At 53.4% G+C, this 18856-nt stretch carries 13 protein-coding genes and 2 tRNA genes; 13 read left to right on the top strand and 2 right to left on the bottom strand.

Translation table 11 applies throughout. The features are described from left to right. The first annotated feature begins 376 nt into the window (after positions 1 to 376). Both WHS46_08825 and WHS46_08820 read left to right on the top strand, forming a co-directional pair. Positions 377 to 453: transfer RNA gene (locus WHS46_08825), tRNA-Arg, on the top strand. A gap of 11 nt (positions 454 to 464) precedes the next feature. Further along, positions 465 to 540, top strand: a tRNA-Lys gene (locus tag WHS46_08820). Positions 541 to 1023: 483 nt separating this feature from the next. Here WHS46_08820 and WHS46_08815 read toward each other — a convergent pair. Continuing rightward, positions 1024 to 2178 (bottom strand): MFS transporter, encoded by a 1155-nt coding sequence (locus WHS46_08815; GenBank protein ID MEJ5348775.1) that lies wholly within the window; start codon positions 2176 to 2178, stop codon positions 1024 to 1026. 488 nt (positions 2179 to 2666) lie between these two features. On the opposite strand from WHS46_08815, the gene WHS46_08810 reads away from it, so the two are divergent. The 11 genes from WHS46_08810 (at position 2667) to WHS46_08760 (ending at position 18101) form a co-directional block, all read left to right on the top strand. Next, entirely contained in the window at positions 2667 to 3521 is an 855-nt protein-coding gene (locus WHS46_08810) for a MoxR family ATPase (GenBank protein ID MEJ5348774.1), read from the top strand. A 73-nt stretch (positions 3522 to 3594) separates the two neighbouring features. Continuing rightward, on the top strand, positions 3595 to 4794 hold the full coding sequence (locus tag WHS46_08805) for a hypothetical protein (protein MEJ5348773.1): 1200 nt from the start codon (positions 3595 to 3597) through the stop codon (positions 4792 to 4794). Positions 4795 to 4796: 2 nt separating this feature from the next. Next, the gene (locus tag WHS46_08800; protein MEJ5348772.1) at positions 4797 to 5558 is read left to right on the top strand and encodes an ATP-binding protein; all 762 of its coding nucleotides are present in this window, start codon (positions 4797 to 4799) and stop codon (positions 5556 to 5558) included. Positions 5559 to 5571: 13 nt separating this feature from the next. Then, positions 5572 to 8286, top strand: a complete 2715-nt coding sequence (polA, locus tag WHS46_08795; protein MEJ5348771.1) for a DNA polymerase I — start codon at positions 5572 to 5574, stop codon at positions 8284 to 8286. A gap of 108 nt (positions 8287 to 8394) precedes the next feature. Continuing rightward, positions 8395 to 9732 carry a KamA family radical SAM protein gene (locus tag WHS46_08790; protein MEJ5348770.1) on the top strand — a complete coding sequence of 446 codons (1338 nt, stop codon included), beginning with the start codon at positions 8395 to 8397 and terminating at the stop codon, positions 9730 to 9732. A gap of 13 nt (positions 9733 to 9745) precedes the next feature. After that, the gene (locus WHS46_08785) at positions 9746 to 10807 is read left to right on the top strand and encodes a D-alanine--D-alanine ligase (GenBank protein ID MEJ5348769.1); all 1062 of its coding nucleotides are present in this window, start codon (positions 9746 to 9748) and stop codon (positions 10805 to 10807) included. After that, positions 10795 to 12726 (top strand): GNAT family N-acetyltransferase, encoded by a 1932-nt coding sequence (locus WHS46_08780; GenBank protein ID MEJ5348768.1) that lies wholly within the window; start codon positions 10795 to 10797, stop codon positions 12724 to 12726. Before WHS46_08785 ends, WHS46_08780 begins: the two co-directional genes overlap by 13 nt. A gap of 202 nt (positions 12727 to 12928) precedes the next feature. Beyond that, positions 12929 to 13816, top strand: a complete 888-nt coding sequence (locus tag WHS46_08775) for a YitT family protein (protein ID MEJ5348767.1) — start codon at positions 12929 to 12931, stop codon at positions 13814 to 13816. Positions 13817 to 13870: 54 nt separating this feature from the next. After that, positions 13871 to 14593 carry a TerC family protein gene (locus WHS46_08770; protein MEJ5348766.1) on the top strand — a complete coding sequence of 241 codons (723 nt, stop codon included), beginning with the start codon at positions 13871 to 13873 and terminating at the stop codon, positions 14591 to 14593. 404 nt (positions 14594 to 14997) lie between these two features. Next, entirely contained in the window at positions 14998 to 17562 is a 2565-nt protein-coding gene (locus WHS46_08765; protein MEJ5348765.1) for a mechanosensitive ion channel domain-containing protein, read from the top strand. 23 nt (positions 17563 to 17585) lie between these two features. Then, positions 17586 to 18101 (top strand): DUF2062 domain-containing protein, encoded by a 516-nt coding sequence (locus WHS46_08760; GenBank protein MEJ5348764.1) that lies wholly within the window; start codon positions 17586 to 17588, stop codon positions 18099 to 18101. 282 nt (positions 18102 to 18383) lie between these two features. Here the strand turns inward: WHS46_08760 and WHS46_08755 are convergent, their stop codons facing one another. Beyond that, positions 18384 to 18788: a hypothetical protein gene (locus WHS46_08755; protein ID MEJ5348763.1), complete on the bottom strand. Its 405-nt coding sequence runs from the start codon at positions 18786 to 18788 to the stop codon at positions 18384 to 18386. Positions 18789 to 18856: the final 68 nt, after the last annotated feature.

Genomic DNA, 18856 nt, shown 5'->3' with positions numbered 1-18856 from the left:
TGTCAATGGTGAAGTTTGCCGGCCACCAGATGCATTGAAAACACCATGTCCATTTTTTTCTGGGAGCGCGGGGGTCCCGTCCGGAAAATGAGCCGGCATGAAGCCTCCGTCCACAGCGAATGGCTTCGTATCAGTTTTTTTAGGAGCAGACGCCGCCTTGCCCCTATCTTGAATTGGGATTTAACGCAACAGCCATTAAGCGTCTTCATACATGCTCCCAGCATGACGGCACAATCTGAGCAACTCGACGTTATGCGTATTTTTTAGCAAAAATCCAGGAAATCCTCACGCCCCTACTCCTCGAATTTTGCAAAAAGTTGCTTGACACTCTCGTGCCCCTGGGCTAGTAAAAAGCCCCGTTCGTGGCAACGATCATGCGCCCGTAGCTCAGCTGGATAGAGCGTCGGACTTCGAATCCGCAGGCCGCAGGTTCGAATCCTGCCGGGCGTACCAGAAATGCACGTGGGCCGTTAGCTCAATGGGTAGAGCAGCTGACTCTTAATCAGGAGGTTCGGGGTTCGAGTCCCTGACGGCCCACCAGAGACAATAAAGGGCTCGGGTAAGATTTCCCGAAGCCTTTTTTTTATGTTGTGCTGAGGATGTGTGGGAAAAACTTTGCTTGTGGCCGAGGAAAGTGAACAAAGTGGACCCGTCGTTCCGTCCCTGCGTAGGGGATTTTGTGTGACGAAGGTTTGGTCCCGTGCCTGAGAAATCGTTGCCACAAGGAGGCATCGTTGTGGGGTACCGGTGTGTGCGCCCGGGATGATTTCGCGGCGGGAGTATTTGGGTGGACATGTCCGTTCGTACGGAGCCTTCTGACCTCATGGCGTTGATAAGGGTCATGAGTTCGGTAAAGAGGTTGAATAGGTTTTGGGGCCGGCCATGTAAAGATTAGGTCGGATGATGGGGTCTGGTTACGGTTTTTTTTGTTGGTCATGGAGGCTTGACAGGAAGGGATTTCAGGCGGAGCGGAGGGTATGAATTCTTTGCGGTGTGGGGTTAGGTGGCTTGGAAGGTCTGACCCTATGATGGATGATAGGGTTTCATGAGGAGGCCGAAGAGCAGAAGACAAAGTGCCGTGAGCGCGGCTGTGCTCGAAAAAGCAAAAAAGTAGCCTTTGAGGGTGATCACCGTTCCCATGGCGGCTGAGGCGGCCATAATGCCCATATAAATCGCCGTGTTATATCCACCCATGGCCAGTCCTCGAGAGCGGGGATCGGCCACAGCCGCGATGAGCGTTCCAATGGAAGTGAAAGCCAGGGCTAAGCCCGCCCCTAGAAAGGCGGCCCACATCAGAAACTGCCACAAAAGATGAGCGGCCCCAAAGCCGACCATGGCCCCTGCTGTTGCCAGGGATCCCAGGGCCACCAAGCGTCTGCGATCCCCCGTCCGGTCACTCCAATGGCCAAAAGGAATGCGAAACACAGCGTTGGAAACACCCTGGATCATAAAGATCAACCCGATGGAAGCCACGGGGATAGCACTTTGTCGAGCATGCAAAGGAATGAAGGTGACAAACATTCCCAAGCCGAAGCAGAGCCCTAAAGTGATCAGCCAGCAGCCCCAGAGAGGGCGTGACTGAAGAACCGTCACGGCCAGTTGCCCAAGAGGCGGGTTGGTTCCGGTTTTGCCGCCCGTTTGCGGTGTTGGTAAGAAAACACCCAGCACAATCAACAATCCAACGGTCAGCACACCCGAAACCACGAACACATCCTGAAAACTGAACCGCTGCGCAATCCAAGCTCCAATGGCCGGCCCAACGCTCATCCCCACGTAAAGCGACGTGGTGTACCACCCGTAGGAGCGACCCAGGTGGGTCACCGGCGAAACGTCTGCAACATAGCTCATCATGGTAGGGCCGTAGGCCGAAAGACCGATCCCGAACAAGAAATAGATGGCCATGAGCTGAGGCGAAGATCTTGCCCAAGCCAAGGCAAAACAGGTCAGACTGACGATGAAGATGCCCCCTAGGGCCAACCGTTTTCTTCCCCATCGATCCGCCAAAAGTCCCACAGGCAGGGAAAGGCATCCGGCGGTGAGGAAAAACACGGAATTGATCCAGCCCACGGTGGCCGTGTCGGCTCCAAGACTCTTGGCATACAGGGGCACTACAGGAATACGCATGTAGGAAGCGGTGTAGAATCCAAAGGTGAGAGCACAGGCAAGAAAAAGGCTCATGCGAAAGGACGGTTCCGGTCTTCCGGCCCATACATTAAAAGATCGTGCAAAAGCCCGTCTCACCGCAGGGTTTGCCTCCGTTAGGCTCTTAACGGCCCGGGTTTAGTGGACACTTGTGCCGCCCCATTCTTCTGGCCCCGTCTTGTTGTCACCTTAGCCCATGGAAAGCCTATAGCACACCAAGGTCGGCTTCGAAAGGCTTTCGGGGGACCAAGTTCTTGTTTTGAAGAGCACGAAGCCAGGCGTATGCTTTGCCGTTGGAATGCCAAATCCGGCCAAACAATCCCGTTTCCTTTTCCTGGCATGGGTAACGGCAAAGCCCACCCGATCATTTTCCGGAAGACCTGTTTGCAAAGGCTATGCTTTGGTTCTTCTTTTCCACGTATGGAGGCTTCAAGAGTCTTCCAAAATACTCTATGATGCCCACGTCGGCGAGGGTTACAAGACGGGGATTCTAAAAGGCGGTCCCTGACACAAGGAGGTTCATCGTGCAAAAGGCTTCTCAGTCCATTTCCCTTCGCTTCGAAGGCACCGAGCGCTACTATCTGAACCCGGAACTTCGAGAGATTGTCAATATTGCCATAGCCATGGAAAAGCCGTTGTTGCTGAGCGGAGAAGCGGGTACAGGAAAGACCCAGCTCGCCTTTGAAATCGCTCGAGCCCTTCAGCTGCACATGGAGGAAGCCCGGTGCAAGTCCACCTTCAAGGGGGAAGAGCTGTGTTACGTTTATGACACGGTGCTGCGCCTGAACGATTCCCGTTTCGGCACAGGGAACACAGGCCGCGACGTGAACAATATCTGGGACTATATTCGTTTCGGTCCCATCGGCAGAGCTTTTACCTGCGAAGACCGTCGTGTGCTCCTTCTGGATGAAATCGACAAGACGGATTCCGACACTCAGGACAATCTCTTGGATGTGTTGGAAGACGGCGCCTTTATCATTCGCGAAATCAACCATAAGATTCGAGCCAGGCAGCGTCCGATCATCATCATTACAAGCAATGCCAAGCGCGAACTTTCGGATCCTTTTCTGCGCCGTTGTTTTTGCCATTACATTCCTTTTCCAGGACCCGAGGAAATGGTCAAAATCGTGCGACTGCATTACCCGGACATTCCCGATGCCTTTTTACATGCATCGTTGGAAACCTTTTATCGTCTTCGCGAAGAGGGATTTGAGAAACCTCCCGCTACGGCCGAACTCTTGGACTGGATCGGAGCCATGAGAGCGAGCGGCGTTCGAGGTCCCGGGGCCGGGAAAGACGTGGCTCATATCGGCACGCTGCTCAAGAGAACCCAGGACATTTTGAAATTCAAAGGTCTTCGTAAAACCCTTCGTTTTTAAAAGGTCCCTGGGAAGATCCCATGCTTTCGGACAACAAGACTCATGGGCGCCGTAAAGCCGGAAAGGAAAAGGCATGGTGGATTTCATTTATGGGCTTAGGCGCGCGGGAATCCCAGTCAGTGTCCATTACATTCTGGAATTCTACCGTGGCTTGCGTGCCGGAATCGCTCGAGACCTGGATCGCCTCTTTCTTTTCGCACGCCTGGTGTTTGTGAAGAAAGTGGAACACTACGATGCTTTTGAACAGGTTTTTCGTCAAACCTTCTTGGGAGATCCCTCGGTTTTGCCAGAGGATTGGGAAAACCTTCTGAAGGGAAAGCCGTTTGAGGAATGGTTGCGGCGCGAAGTGGAAAGTGGCCGGCTTCCTCCGGAAGCCCTGCGCCAGTTTGACAACGAAGAGCTTTTGGAGCGGTTCTGGCGCACTGTGATGGCTCAAGACGGCCAACACCATGGTGGAAACACCTGGGTGGGCACGGGAGGGCGATCCCCTTTCGGGCATAGCGGCCGTCACGGAGGAGGGTTGCGTGTCTATGGAGAAAGTGTGCATGGGACGGCGCAAAAGGTCATTGGAGCCCGTCGTTATATTCATTACAGTGATGAGACGCCGCTTCGAAGTGAGAACCTGAGGCAAGTGCTTTCCACCTTGAAAAGTCTTCGTCCTGTAGGTCCTGAGACGGAGCTGGATGTGGACAGCACCATTGAGCGGACGGCCAAAAATGGTGGTGAGATCGAATTGGTGTTTCAAAGGGAACTGAGGAACCGCGTGGAACTTATTGTCCTTGTAGACAACGGCGGTTATTCCATGCTCCCTTACATGGATCTGGTCAAGACCGTGTTTAGTCAAATTCGCGATTGTTTTCGAGATGTGCGCTTCTTTTACTTTCATAACTGTATCTACGGTACCGTGTACGCGGATCCCCAGCGACGTCAACCCGTAACATGGGACAAGCTTCTTTCGGCGGGTAAGAAAACGCGCCTGATCATCATCGGCGACGCCAACATGGCGCCGGCGGAACTGATGGCTTCCTACGGGTCTATTGATCCGACGACCGCTATTCGTAAACCGGGTTATGTGTGGCTAAGGGAACTTAGAGAAGCTTTTCCTGTAAGTGTCTGGTTGAATCCCATTCCTCGAGACCATTGGGTCTGGAACAGTTCCACGATCGCTCGTATCGGCCAGATCTTTCAGATGGAAGATCTGACCCTGGGAGGGATCAAGAGCGCGACGTCTTATCTTAACATTCAGGGCCAAGCGGCGGATCAGGCGGCATAGGTGTGGCTTACATTGATCAGGAAGTGCGAAAGTTGGTGGGCAAAGCCGTCCACCACTACGGTCTGATCGACCCCAAAGATCGAATCGCGGTCGCCGTCTCGGGAGGCAAGGACAGCGTGCTGCTCTTGTGGCTGCTTCGAGAAAGGCTTCGACGCGTGCCCATCCATTATGATCTCGTGGCCGTTCACGTGGATTTGGGGTTTAAGCCCGGCACGGCCGAACCATTGGAAGACTTTTTTCGTTCGGAAGGATTCGAATACCGGATTCTTCGTACCGATTACGGTTTGCAGGCGCACAGCTCCGAGAATCGAGAAAACCCTTGTTTCCTCTGTGCCCGAAGACGACGTGCGGCTATATTTCGTGAAGCGAAAGCTCTGGGATGTTCCAAAGTGGCTTTGGCGCACAATCAAGACGATTTTATCGAGACGTTTTTCATCAACATTCTTTACGGAGCCCAGACGGCCAGTATTGTGCCGCGCCAAAGCTTTTTCGGGGGTTCTTTGACGGTCATACGGCCTTTGGCCCTGGTGGACAGCCAAAAGGTGGACCGCATGGTGCGACGTCTGGGATTGCCCACCGTGGAGAATCCATGCCCTTCGGTGGGACGAAACGCCCGCACCCAGATTCGAGAGTTCCTTTTCGGCCTGTATCGGTCCAATCGAAAGATTCGAGGGAACATTTTTCATGCCATGAGCCATGTCAACCTGGAATATCTGCCGCCGCCTCTGAAACAACGACCGGATTCCAGCCGCGGCATGGAATGAGGAGCCGCCTAAGATGACGGAAAAAAAGTCGCCCCTTTTCCTTATCGATGCCAGTTCGTACATGTATCGAGCCTTTTACGGCATGGGCCGACGCCTGACGGCTCCCGACGGCACACCGACGCAAGCGGTTTTTGGTTTCCATCAAATGCTTCACAAAGTCCTCAAGGAAAAACAGCCCGAGCTCATATGCGTGGTTTATGACCCACCGGGTCCCACTTTTCGCCATGACATATATCCGGAATACAAGGCCACGCGGGATCGCATGCCGGAAGATTTGGTGGTTCAAGTGCCTATCATCAAGAAGATGGTGGAGCTTTTGGGGATACCGTCCCTGGAGATTCCAGGGTACGAAGCCGACGATGTCATGGCCACCTTGGTCCGTCACGCCCTACGGGAAGGCTGCCCTGTGGTGATTGTCTCCGGAGACAAGGACCTTCATCAGTTGGTGAATGAACCTCTGGTCCTTCAATGGGATCCTCAAAAAGACGAACTGTATACGGCAGAAGCCGTGCGGCAGAAACTCGGTGTGCTTCCGAACCAAGTCCAGGATCTCTTGGCGCTCATGGGGGACAGTACGGACAACATTCCCGGTGTCCCCGGCGTGGGAAAAAAAACAGCTGAAGACCTGATTCGCCTTTTTGGAAGCCTGGACGAAGTGTTGCGAAGGGTTGATGAAATTCCAAAGGCAAGTCTGCGAAAAAAAGTGGAAGAGGCCAAAGAAGCGGCTTTGCTTTCCAGGGAGTTGGTTCGCTTGCGGGACGACGCTCCCCTGGAGACACCTGTGGCACGGTACCGAAGGCGCCCTGCCAACGTCCATGCTCTTCAGGAATTGTACGAAAAGCTGGGTTTACGTCGCTTTTTAACTGATCTTACCAAGGATCTTTCGGTACAGACCCCGGCTTTGCCTACGGAAGCAAGCGGATTGCGGCAGGATCGAATCCTTAGGGATGAAGCAGCCTTTGAAGAAACCCTGAAAGAAATTCAGCGGGAAAACGTCCTTTCCATTGACTTGGAAACCACGTCCCAGGATGCCATGCAGGCCGACATTGTGGGGGTAGCCTTGAGCTGGCGCGACCAGGAAGCGGCCTATGTTCCCATTGGCCATGAAATGGAGAATCAGGGCCCTCAGCTTCCTCTTTCCGTCGTTCTAGACAGGCTTCGGCCCATCCTGGAAGCGGAAACACCAAAAAAAGTGGGGCAAAATATCAAGTACGAATGGGTGGTTCTGAAACGGCATGGGATTGAACTTCGCGGCATTGATTTCGATACCATGGTGGCCAGTTACCTTCTGGATCCGGGTAACCCGTCTCATCGGCTGGAACGCATTGTGGCGGAACATCTCGGAGAACCCAAAGCGGCGTATGCAGACGTGGCCGGATTCGGTGCCAAGGAAATCCCTTTTAGTCGAGTCCCCATTGAAAAAGCGGCCGCTTATGCATGCAGTGATGCCGAAACCACCTTGAGGCTTGTTCCCATTTTGCGAAAGAAACTGGACGATGCCGGCCTTTTGAACCTTATGGACTCCTTGGAACGGCCGCTCATCGAAGTCTTGGCGCGCATGGAGCTGCGCGGAGTGCGGGTGGATACGGAGAAGCTCAAGGTCTTGTCCAGAAGCTTTGAAGAGGGCATGCTTAAGGAAGAGCAAGCCATTTACGAGATTGCTGGAGGCCCTTTCAACATTCAATCGCCCGTGCAGCTTCGGGATATTCTCTTTGGCAAGCTGCAACTTCCTGTGATCAAGAAAACCAAAACGGGACCTTCCACGGACATGAGTGTTCTAGAAGAGTTGGCGGCGCATCATCCCATCGCCGAACACATCGTAGCTTACCGTAGCCTGGCCAAGTTGAAAAACACTTACGTGGATGCTTTACCTTCCATGGTGCATCCCCGAACAGGACGCATTCACACAAGCTACAACCAAACAGTCACGGCCACGGGACGTCTGAGCAGTTCGGAGCCCAATCTGCAAAACATTCCGGTGCGCACTGAAGAAGGGCGCCGTATTCGTGAAGCCTTTGTGGCCGATCCAGGCCATGTGCTTTTGGCGGCGGATTATTCTCAGATTGAACTCCGCATCTTTGCCCATTACAGCGGGGATGAACGGCTTTTGGCCGCCTTTGAAGCTGGAGACGACATTCATCGCAGGACGGCTGCGGAAATGTTCGGGGTGACTCCGCAGGAGGTGACCCCGGAGATGCGTCGCCACGCCAAGACCATCAATTTCGGCATTATATACGGCATGGGCCCTTATGGTTTGGCCAAACAGCTCAAGATCAGTCAAACCAGTGCCAAAGCCGCTATCGATCGTTATTTCGAAAGGTACCAAGGGGTCAAGCGCTGGATTGAACAGGTGATCGCGGAAGCGGACAAGAGAGGGTACGCGGAAACCCTTCTTGGGCGGCGTCGTTTCATTCCAGAACTTAAGAGCCGCAATCGGACGGTACGCCAGCAAGGGGAAAGATTGGCCGTCAATACCACCATTCAGGGATCTGCGGCGGATGTGATCAAAAAGGCCATGATCGACATCCATGGAGAGATGCAAGCTCGTCGTTGCCGAAGTGCCATGCTGCTACAGGTACACGATGAACTGGTTTTTGAAGTGGCTGAGGAGGAATTGGACTGGATTCAGAAGATGGTCAAGGATCGCATGGAAGGGGTGCTTTCGCTGCGTGTCCCTCTGGTGGTGGACATGGGTTGGGGAAAAAACTGGGCTGAAGCTCACCCCTGATCCCAAAAAAAATTTTTTCTTTCTACGTTTTTCGTGTAAATGGTGCCTGCGACGCAGTGCACGGCAAGAGTTTCAGATCACTTTGGAAGAACAAGAAAGGGTGCCTACATGGAAATAACCGATCGACAATGGCGGCAGGAGTCTTCAGCTGTTTTTGAAGAGTCGTCCGAGGCGGAGGAGCCTCCAAGCGAACCTCCGGGCGCAGACCCAACCGATGCCTCACCTTCCTATCGGCGGATCCCTCGACTCTCCTCCCGCCGATCCGCCTCCATGCCCCTGAGCGAACAAGCCTGCGAATTCAAAAAGAAGTATTTTCCCAATGTGAGTCCTGCTTTGTGGAATGACTGGCATTGGCAGGTGCAGCATCGATTTCGTTCATTGAACGGGCTGAGCCGAATCGTCCATCTCAGTGCCGCGGAACAAAGCGCTTTGCAAAACCCTTCCGCCCGTTTTCCCGTAGCAATCACACCGTATTATGCAAGCCTTTTGGACCCAAGGAATGCCGAGCATCCGTTGCGTCGTTCCGTGGTGCCTCTTCCTGAAGAATGGCTTCGCAGTCCTGAAGAATCCGTGGATCCCTTAGGAGAAGACCGGAACGCACCGGTGCCCGGACTGGTCCATCGCTATCCGGACCGAGTGCTTTTTTTGGTGACAGGCTTTTGTTCGACCTATTGCCGCTATTGCACGCGATCCCGGCTTGTGGGACGTCATGGCACTGGAGGGCATGCCAGTCGTCGTGTTTGGGAAAAGGCTCTGGCCTATATTCAAGCGACGCCCACCGTTCGCGATGTGCTTCTATCCGGCGGCGATCCCCTCACCCTGGCCGATGAAGCCTTGGGCTGGCTTCTGGATCGGCTTCGGGCCATTCGGCATGTGGAAATCATACGGATAGGGACCAAAGTCCCGGCTGTTTTGCCTCAACGGATCACGCGGGATCTGGTCCGGCTTCTGCGTCGATATCACCCATTGTGGATGAGCTTGCATTTCACGCATCCGGAGGAATTGACACCGGAAACGACGGAAGCTTGCGCACGGCTGGCGGATGTCGGCATTCCCCTAGGCAGCCAGACGGTGCTTCTGAAAGGCATCAACGACGACGTGGCTACCTTAAAGGCTCTTTTTCAAGGCCTCATGCGTCTTCGAGTACGCCCTTACTACCTGTACCAATGCGATCCCATTTGCGGATCGGCCCACTTTCGAACCAGCATCGCTCGAGGGCTCCACATCATGGACGGTCTTCGAGGACATACCTCTGGGTATGCAGTGCCGTCCTACGTGGTGGATGCTCCAGGAGGCGGTGGCAAGATTCCTCTTCTTCCCGACTATGTGCAGGGAGTGGACGGCAACGATCTGATCCTTCGTAACTATGAACATCGCCTGTTTCGGTACCCCAAGGCTTTCGAGGTTCCCTCCGGATCATGCCGGGTGGTCCATGAAGTGTTTTGAAGAGGCAAAACCAATGAAGATCGGGCTGACGTACGACCTTCGGGACGTCTATCTTGCGGAAGGGTTTTCGGAGGAAGAAACGGCTGAATTTGACCGCCCGGATACCATCGAAGCCTTGGAAACCGTCATTCGTGCCTTGGGTCATGAAACCGATCGCATCGGACGTCTTAAGGATTTAATGCAGCGCCTGGTCTCTGGAGACCGCTGGGATCTCGTGTTCAATATCGCCGAAGGACTTCTGGGATCAGGCCGAGAAGCTCAAGTTCCCGCCCTTTTGGATGCCTATGGAATACCTTACACGTTTTCCGATCCGTTGAGTTTGTGTGTCACGTTGGACAAGTCGGTGGCGAAACGCCTGGTGCGGGATGCCGGGCTTCCTACGGCGCCTTTCGTTGTGGTCGGCGATCTTGAAGATGTCGGGCGCGTGGATCTTCCTATGCCTCTTTTTGCCAAACCCGTTCGCGAAGGGACGGGTAAAGGCATAACGACGGCATCGAAAATTCAGTCTTTGGAGCAATTGGAGAGAGTGTGCGTGTTTCTCTTGGAAACGTATGACCAGCCCGTGCTGGTGGAAACATTTTTACCCGGTCGTGAATTTACCGTGGGTCTTTTGGGTTCGGGAAAATCGACTCGAGCCCTCGGCGTCATGGAAGTGGTTCTTCGAGAGAATGCGGATGCCGAAGTCTATTCCTACGCCAACAAGGAATGGTGCGAGGAACGTGTGCTGTACCGTCTGGCGGATGACGAAGAAGCACGGCAGGCGGCCCGTGTGGCCGTGGAGTCCTGGAAAGTGCTTGGATGTCGAGACGCCGGTCGTATCGACCTTCGTTCTGATGGTCGAGGACGCCCCCATTTTCTCGAAGCAAATCCCCTGGCAGGGTTGCATCCTGAGCATTCGGATTTGCCCATTTTGTGCACGCTTCTTGGTATTCCGTATCGGGATCTTATCGGTGCCGTTTTGAATGAAGCCATACAAAGAATGGTTAGAGGCGGCAAAGCTCCGGAAAAATCTCTTCACAGAGAGGCCCTTGATTCAAGGTCAATCCACGAGGGGCGGCTCTCATGCGGGTTGTGATTCTACATTCTGCCGTACCCTCAAAGGCGCTGCCTGATGAAGAGGATGTGTTGGTCCAAGCCGGTTTCTTGGGAGAAGCGCTCACACGTTTAGGACACGATGTGATTTTTCTTCCCTTCTCCTCACATCTTGAAGCCGGACGTTGGGCGCTTCGAGATCTCCGCCCGGACCTGGTTTTCAACCTAGTGGAAACGGTTGAAGGGACCGGGCGCTTGATTCATGTGGCGCCCGGGCTGCTGGATGTGGAAGGCTTTCCTTATACGGGGTGTTCCACAGAGGCCGTTTTTGTGACGTCTCATAAAGTGCTCACCAAATATTGGTTGACGGCGTACGGGCTTCCCACACCGGCATGGTTTGAGCCGAACAAGGCTCTCGGTCTTGGGAATGATTGTGATCAGGGTGACCTTGGAAAGGCCGTGCCTTTCGTTTCAACGCCGGGTTCAAGCAACACGAGTCTGGAGGCCTCTTCGAAAACTCGCAAGGCCAAGCATCTCATGCCAGTTCCCGGTAGCGCCGAGGCGGCGCCTCACCCCTACAAAACTGAAACCGGGTGTTTTTCTGGGAGCGCAGGCTTTCCGCCCGACCTTTGGGGCGGCGAAACGTCCCAGCTTCCATGGGAAAATGCGCTCTGGGACAAGCTTCTCGGTAGCCTTCAAGATTGGATGCGAAGCCTTGGAACCGAAAGCTTTGCCATTGTAAAGCCCCTATGGGAAGATGCCTCGGTAGGGATCGATCAGGAAGCTGTCGTGTCCCTTCATGACCTGAAAACCTTGGACCGGGCCATGACGCGAGCCCGACACCGGTTCGGCCCGGACGGATTTTTCGTGGAACATTTCATTGACGGTCGAGAATTCAATCTCTCGCTGCTCTCAAGCCCTGATGGAGTTCAGGTGCTTCCGCCGGCCGAAATGTGTTTTGTGGGTTTCAGCTCGCAAAAACATCGCATCGTGGACTATGAAGCCAAGTGGGTTGCAGGCTCCTTTGCCGAAAGGAACACGATGCGCTCCTTTTCCTTTTCTGAAGAAGACGCCCCGCTTCTCGATCGCCTGTGCGGACTGGCTCAACGATGTTGGAACATTTTCGGGCTTCGAGGCTATGCAAGAATCGATTTTCGAGTGGATTGGCAAGGGCGCCCCTGGATTTTGGAAATCAACGCGAATCCTTGTCTTGCACCTGATGCTGGATTCATGGCGGCGGCAGATCAAGCGGGTCTGAATGTGGACGACGTGGTGCAGCGGCTCATCGATGATGCGTTCAAAGCTCGGCGATTTCCTAGGAGTCTGCCCGAAGACAAGAAAAGGCGATACCTTTCCCGGAAGCGCGGGCCTCTGGCCCGCCATTTGTGCGCGTGGGACGACCGGGCTCCTAGGGTCACAATCGTTCCCGGACACGATTCTAGACCTGTGTTTTTTTCGTCACGGACAGAGGTTGACGAAGCCGATCTAAGCTTCAGAAATTACCTTGTGCCGTCAGACTTGGAGACGCTGGATCGGATCACGGCGCAAACAGGTTTCTTTAACGAAGAAGAACTTTCTGTAGCTCGGGACCTGGCCCGTCAAAGCCTCGGAACAGGCGCGGAGTCCGGCTATTTCTTTGTCCTTTCTGAATATGCAGGGCGTGTGGTGGGTTACACCTGTTATGGACCTATTTTGGGAACCGCCGGTCGATATGAGCTCTACTGGATTGTGGTGGATCCGGCGTTTCAGGGACAAGGGATCGGACGAAAGCTTCTTCAAGAGACCGAATCGGCGATTGGAAGAGCCGGGGGGCAACGCGTGTATGTGGAAACTTCATCCCGGGACACCTATGAACCGACCCGACGGTTTTATGTTCGGGCCGGATATGCCTTTGTGGCTTTGCATCCTGATTTTTACGGTCCAGAGGATCACAAGATCATTTATGCCAAGGAGCTCTCCTGAACTCGAGTCCTATGGAAAAATTGTCAAATGGGTTTTCCATGGGGAGCGTGCAGGGCTCATGATCTGGAAGAGGGGGTACGGTGCGCCGTGCCCCCTCCTTTCATGCTGGAATCCAAGGTTTATGGCTTTCACAAACAGAATGCTCTTCCTTGGGGTTTAAGCGACATCGGGGACAATCGCCGTGCCGTGCATGGAGTGCCACGTGATCAAAAAAAGGCTCACTCTTTCTCGATGGTCGGCTCCGGATTGGAAGTCTCTTGCCATCAACCTGGGTCTGATTGTGACGGGAAGCTTGATTTTCGTGCTCGGTGTCAACGCCGTGCTCGTTCCCCAAAAATTGCTCAGTGGCGGGGTTGTCGGTGTCGCCGTCATTCTGCATTACCTTTATCCCTCCGTGGATGTGGGGCATTTTTACCTGCTGGGCAACATTCCGCTTATGGTCCTGGGATGGTTCTCCATCAGCCGACGTTTTATGGGATACACCCTATTCGGCATGGTGTTTTTTTCCCTGGCGGCTTCTTGGATCAAAGTTCCCGCGGTGCCCCTTTCCGATCCTCTTCTTGCGGCCGTGCTGGCAGGCGTGTGGTGCGGTCTGGGAGGAGGCATCATGTTACGATCTTTGGGATCCGCCGGAGGCTTGGACATTTTGGCCATTTATTTGAACACACGCTGGGGCATTCGTGTGGGAGTGACCTACATGGCTGCAAACGTCATGATCCTCGGGGTGGGAGGTTTCTTTTTCGGGCTGGAAAAAGCTCTATTGTCCGTGGTCTACGTCTATGCGAGCAGTCGTGTGGTCGATGCTGTCCTGGTGGGGTTTAATCGTCGAAAGATGGTTTTGATCATTACCTCCCAGGTGCAGAAGGTTGCCGACTTCATTTTGAACAGTATTGGGCGGGGAGTCACTTTTCTCAAGGGCATGGGAGGCTATTCCGGAGAGGATCGAGAGGTGATTCTTACGATCATTACCCTCACGGAACTGCCTAAGCTTAAGGAAGCGGTTTTTCGCATGGATCCCAACGCTTTTGTGATCATTAACGATACTCTGGAAGTTCTTGGTAAAAGACACGGTCGGCTTAAAACTTATTGACCGTATGGTCGAGAACGAAAGGAAACGTAAAGGGAGGTTTCGAGAGAATCTAACATGTTGGAAAACTTGGTGACATTGGAAAATGCCGCGGCGCTGATCACTCTGACGGCCATGGAACTGGTATTGGGGATCGATAACATCGTCTTCATCGCTATCATCACGGGACGGCTGCCAATAGAAAGTCAAGAAAAGGCACGTCGACTCGGCCTTTTTCTGGCCATGTTTTTGCGCATTGCCTTGCTTCTGGCCATCACGGTCATCATGCGGCTGACGAAACCTGTCTTTGAAGTGTTTTCCCATCCCGTATCGGGTCGAGACCTTATCCTTTTGGGAGGCGGCCTCTTTCTCATCGGCAAGGCGACCCACGAAATCCACAATAAACTGGAAGCGCCGTCCAAGCCTCACACTAAGACGACCCGAACTCATGCCGATTTCGGTTCAGTCCTGATTCAAATCCTTTTGCTGGACATCGTTTTTTCCCTGGATTCTATCATCACCGCCGTCGGCATGGCCCGCCATGTGGCCATCATGATCCTGGCGATCATTCTTGCCGTGGCCGCGATGATCCTTTTCGCCGGATTCGTCAGCGCTTTCATTGATCGACACCCCACCTTGAAGATGCTGGCTCTCAGTTTCCTCCTCCTTATCGGCGTCATGCTGGTGGCCGAGGGGTGCGGCAAACATATCGAAAGAGGCTATATCTATTTCGCTATGGGCTTTTCAGTATTTGTTGAGGTCCTGAACCTCAGGGTGCGAAAGCAGGCGCATCATGGGTGACGGCCCTCGAAGGGCACACCCATTGCGAAAACACGCTGGTTTTTCTAGGAACGTAAACCCGCGGTTCGCTTTTGAGCGTTCCGGGCTGCTTACATGGGAGCTTGACCAAAATTGAATTTTTGCCTGGGACCGCAGGCGTCCCGGCCGCACAAATGACGGGCCGAAGGTCCCCGCCCCAAGAAAAAACACAGTTTCAGGGTTGCAGGGGCGAGCGCCAACTCGCCCCTTCATTGAAATAGCATGAAAGACCTTGCTATTGTGAGTTCTCGAACACGCGGCTAAGCCCATCAGACAAAGCCGCTTTTGAAGCTTCAATGCACAAATTCCAGACTCTTGAGGTGTGAGAGGCGATGTTTTGCAAAGCACGCGGATGGCTTTTAATTGGAATTCTGTGGCTGGCAGTCGTGATAACACCATGCGTGTTTGGAGCTCAAAGCCCTGAAGGAGGACCTTCTGAGCCTCAAGACCAATATGCCGAACTTTCGTCTTCCTTGGAAAAGGCTATTCAGGCGGAAAAGTTGGATCTGGAAAAACTCATTCAAGACATCGACGGACTCAAGCAGTCTCTGGCTACCTGGTCAAAGGAACTTAATGCCGCTCGTTTGCAGTTTTCCGCCGTGGGAAACCTCATCTCCCTTGCCTCCCCTTCCTTGGAGGATTTGGATAAGGCCTTAGGGCCTTTAAAGCAAACGGTGGATGATGCGGCGGCTCGTGTGAAAGATTATCAAAACAAACAGACCAATATTGCTACACAATTGAGTGCCCTGGCGGAACAAAGAGCCGCCAACCAGAGCCGAATGGAAACCCTGAAGGCCCGTCGGGACGATCTTCCCACCATCCGCACCTTGACGGCCCAGCTCAAGGAAGCCGAAGAACTTTCCAAACAGAAAGAAAAACGCCTTAAGGAATCTCTAGAAATATATCAAAAGCTCGTGGACGATTGGAGTGCTCTCAGGGATGAAGGCAGCGCGCTTCTGGATCGATTGAACAAGCGTATCGCCGAAAGAAAGCGGGAAGACCTGTTTCGTCGAACACGAACCCCTCTTCTGGGCGTGGGACTTTCCGAATTTCGACGAGACCTGGACACGGTGGCGGCCTTGCTTACCCTGGCACTTCAACCGACCTTTTGGGTGGAACAAGCGCAAGGGCTCTGGAAGGTCGGAGGACTGCTTCTGATCACCTCGCTTCTGGTTTTGGGTGTGGTGCAGTGGCTTTGCCTCCGGCTTCGAAGCGTGTGCGGTGCTTTGCTGTCACGTCGGGATGCTCAGGAAAAGCCTTGGTTCTTCCTGACCCTGGTGCTCTTCAACCGTTCTCTTCCTCTTCTTGGGGCTACCTTTTTTGTCTTCGCCTACACCTCGGCACGGAATCTTTACGATACGTCTATTTTTCTGAGAACCCTTTGCCAGATTCTGTTCCTCTTGTTGCTGAGTTCTTGGGGTATTCATTTTATTCAAGACGTTAAGGAAGTTTTTCGACCCGGTCGGTTTGCTTTTGTCTTACGAAGGCTTCGCGTGTTGGTGACCTTTGGACGCTGGCTGCTTATTGCCTATGTCATCCTTCAAGAAAGCTTAGGGCGTTCCAGCGCTCTGTTGCTCCTCTATAGGTTTGGTCTCGAAATGGCCTTTTTGGCCTGGAATGCAACGTTTTGGAGGGGTTTGAAACGGGAAGTTGTCACCGGTGGTCCCCCGTTTTGGATGACCGGCAAATTGTGGACCCTCCATCTCTTCATGGGATGGGGATACGCCGTCGCTCTGGTAGGCGTGCTCTTGGAACTGGCCGGTTACGCTTTGTTGGCCACTTTTTGGTACGTGGGCTGGGGACGTAGCCTGATCATGGGGCTCTGGCTCTTTCTCCTTTACAAGAGCCTCATGGAATGGGAACAGGCCATAGGAACCGCTGCAGCCTTCGCACCCGATACGGAGGAGGACACCAAGAGCTCCCTGAGATGGTTGACGGTCAAAAGCCTTTGGGTCCTCTGGCTTTTTGCGGGATCCGTCGGCCTCATGGTGGCCTGGGGCGCGAGACAAGCTCTTATCGTAGCCTTCTTTAACCTTCTCAACACGCCACTTCCTTTGGGGAATTTGAATTTTCGACTTCTGGGACTTATTCATGCCAGCGTGATTCTCGCCTTAACGCACTTGGGAACCCGAGGGCTCAGGCGTCTCATCAAACACCGCATTTTCCGCCACAGTGGCCTCGAACTAGGTCTCCAGGAATCCATTGTGTCCATCTCAGGCTATGTCCTATGGTTTATCGGCATCCTTGCCGCCCTCAACGCCCTTGGCTTTTCCGGCACTTCCCTTACTGTGGCTTTCGGAGCCCTGGGTGTAGGGTTGGGCTTTGGGCTTCAAAATATTTTCAATAACTTCGTCAGCGGTTTGATTCTGCTTTTTGAAAGGCCGATCCAAGTGGGGGATTCCATCGAAATCGACGGCACATGGGGGGAAGTGCGCAAAATCAACGTGCGCTCCACCATTATTCAAACTGTGGATAATGCGACCATGATTATCCCCAATTCGGAATTTATTAGTGGACGTGTGATTAATTGGAGTTTTAAAGACTTAAGGGTTCGGCGCAATGTCAATGTGGGTGTGGCTTACGGGTCTAATGTGGAACTGGTGCGGCAGACCCTTTTGGAAGTGGCCCAAAACCATCCTCTTGTCTATAAGCAGCCGGAACCCAGCGTGCTTTTTGTGGATTTCGGCGATAGCGCCCTCATTTTTCGACTGCGAGTGTGGACCACCGTTCCCGTGTGCCTGCAGGTCGAAACCGACATCCGTTTCGAAATCAACAGGCTGTTTCAAGAAAGAGGCATTGAGATCGCTTTTCCGCAATTGGACGTGCATCTGAAAAGTACTCCTGTGTCGGGATCCCAAAATGCAAAGCTTTCAACCGACAGCCCGCATGCAAGCTCTACATCGAATGGGCAGACGGTAGCTTTTTGCGAGAGCGGCTCGTCTAGGAAATAAGACTTTTTTCAATCTGTGAGGTCATGGAGAAACTGCGTCGATTTTATGATCGGCTTGTGCGAATGAGAGGAAACCCAAAGGAAATCGCTCTGGGGTTTGCTCTGGGGATTTTCATCGGCATGTCTCCCACCATGGGATTTCAGATGCCTGTAGCGGCCTTTTGTGCCGCGTTGCTGGGTTGGAACAAATGGAGCGCTGTCGCAGGTGTTTGGATCACCAATCCGATCACGGCACCTTTTATCTATTCTGTGAACTACTGGGTGGGCTCACGGATGATCCACTGGTTCTTGCCGGAAGCGACAGCGCATGCGGAGGCCGTCCTCAGTCGCGTGGGACTCATTTTGCAAAAGACACCGCATGTGATGGCTTCTTTAATTGTGGGGGGCATGGTTTTGGGAGCGCCTTTGGCATGTGCCGGCTATTGGTTGGCGCTGTGGGCCGTGACACGCTATCGGGTTCGGGTTAAAGGACAACTGGATCGGGCACGTCAAAAAATGCGCGAAGAGCGCGCAAGGCGTCGAGCAAACCTCAAAGAGTGACGCTTCTCCTTGGAGCAAGAATCGCTCTAAATCTCTCCACCGTGCCCAGCCGGTGAAAAATTCGTTGAATCGCATCAACGGCATTCGCTCTGAAGCGCAAACATGTAGGGGCGGACCTATGTTGTCGGCCCCCATAAAAAATCGGCATGGCAGGTGTTCGCTCATCGAGAAAAATCCGGCGCAGTGTAACCACGGCATTCGCTCTGAAGCGCAAACATGTAGGGGCGGACCTATGTGTCCGCCCCCAAATTTTGGACAGCAAAGGTACTTCGGGAAAAGCTTTTAATGGGCTTTCTCCGCCTTGGATTCGGGCTTGGCTTGCGGAGCATGGGCTGCAGGAGCGGCTTTGGTAGGAGCCGGAGCCTGGGTTTGTTTCACGGCAGGAGGTGGAACACTTGCCTTGGGCTTAGCCGGTTCGGCTTTTTCCTCGACGACCCAGTCATTGCCCTTCTTGACCAAAGGCAACACCATGTTGACTTCAATGGTTCCCGTCACCGAAACCTTTGCAGTGTCCGCCTTCTGCTCCACCACCTGGTATTTCAGCTTGGAGGTGTCCATCTGAAATCCCTTGTGCTTGGCGATCTGCTCCTGCACATAAGCTTTGGCCGCATCCGGAGGTTCTTTTTTGGCGCAGCCGAAAGACACCATGAGACCCAGGACCATGAAAACACAAAGCAACCGTCGCATAAGCACTCCTTTTTTTTGTGTTATGAGATTATGTGATGGAAAACCGTCCACGTGAATTTTTATACATG

Origin of the sequence: Desulfosoma sp. (genome assembly GCA_037481875.1) — a bacterium.
Classification (GTDB): Bacteria; Desulfobacterota; Syntrophobacteria; order Syntrophobacterales; family DSM-9756; genus Desulfosoma.
Note: the sequence above shows the minus strand (reverse complement) of the source record. Positions and strands in the feature narration are given on the sequence as shown.

What these genes read in the sequence shown, in the direction of transcription:
- WHS46_08780 (MEJ5348768.1), top strand. Translation starts at nt 10,795, where the DNA reads ATGCGGGTTGTGATTCTACATTCTGCCGTACCCTCAAAGGCGCTGCCT.
- WHS46_08815 (MEJ5348775.1), bottom strand. Translation starts at nt 2,178, where the DNA reads ATGAGCCTTTTTCTTGCCTGTGCTCTCACCTTTGGATTCTACACCGCT.
- WHS46_08785 (MEJ5348769.1), top strand. Translation starts at nt 9,746, where the DNA reads ATGAAGATCGGGCTGACGTACGACCTTCGGGACGTCTATCTTGCGGAA.
- WHS46_08790 (MEJ5348770.1), top strand. Translation starts at nt 8,395, where the DNA reads ATGGAAATAACCGATCGACAATGGCGGCAGGAGTCTTCAGCTGTTTTT.
- WHS46_08805 (MEJ5348773.1), top strand. Translation starts at nt 3,595, where the DNA reads ATGGTGGATTTCATTTATGGGCTTAGGCGCGCGGGAATCCCAGTCAGT.
- polA (MEJ5348771.1), top strand. Translation starts at nt 5,572, where the DNA reads ATGACGGAAAAAAAGTCGCCCCTTTTCCTTATCGATGCCAGTTCGTAC.
- WHS46_08760 (MEJ5348764.1), top strand. Translation starts at nt 17,586, where the DNA reads ATGGAGAAACTGCGTCGATTTTATGATCGGCTTGTGCGAATGAGAGGA.
- WHS46_08755 (MEJ5348763.1), bottom strand. Translation starts at nt 18,788, where the DNA reads ATGCGACGGTTGCTTTGTGTTTTCATGGTCCTGGGTCTCATGGTGTCT.
- WHS46_08770 (MEJ5348766.1), top strand. Translation starts at nt 13,871, where the DNA reads ATGTTGGAAAACTTGGTGACATTGGAAAATGCCGCGGCGCTGATCACT.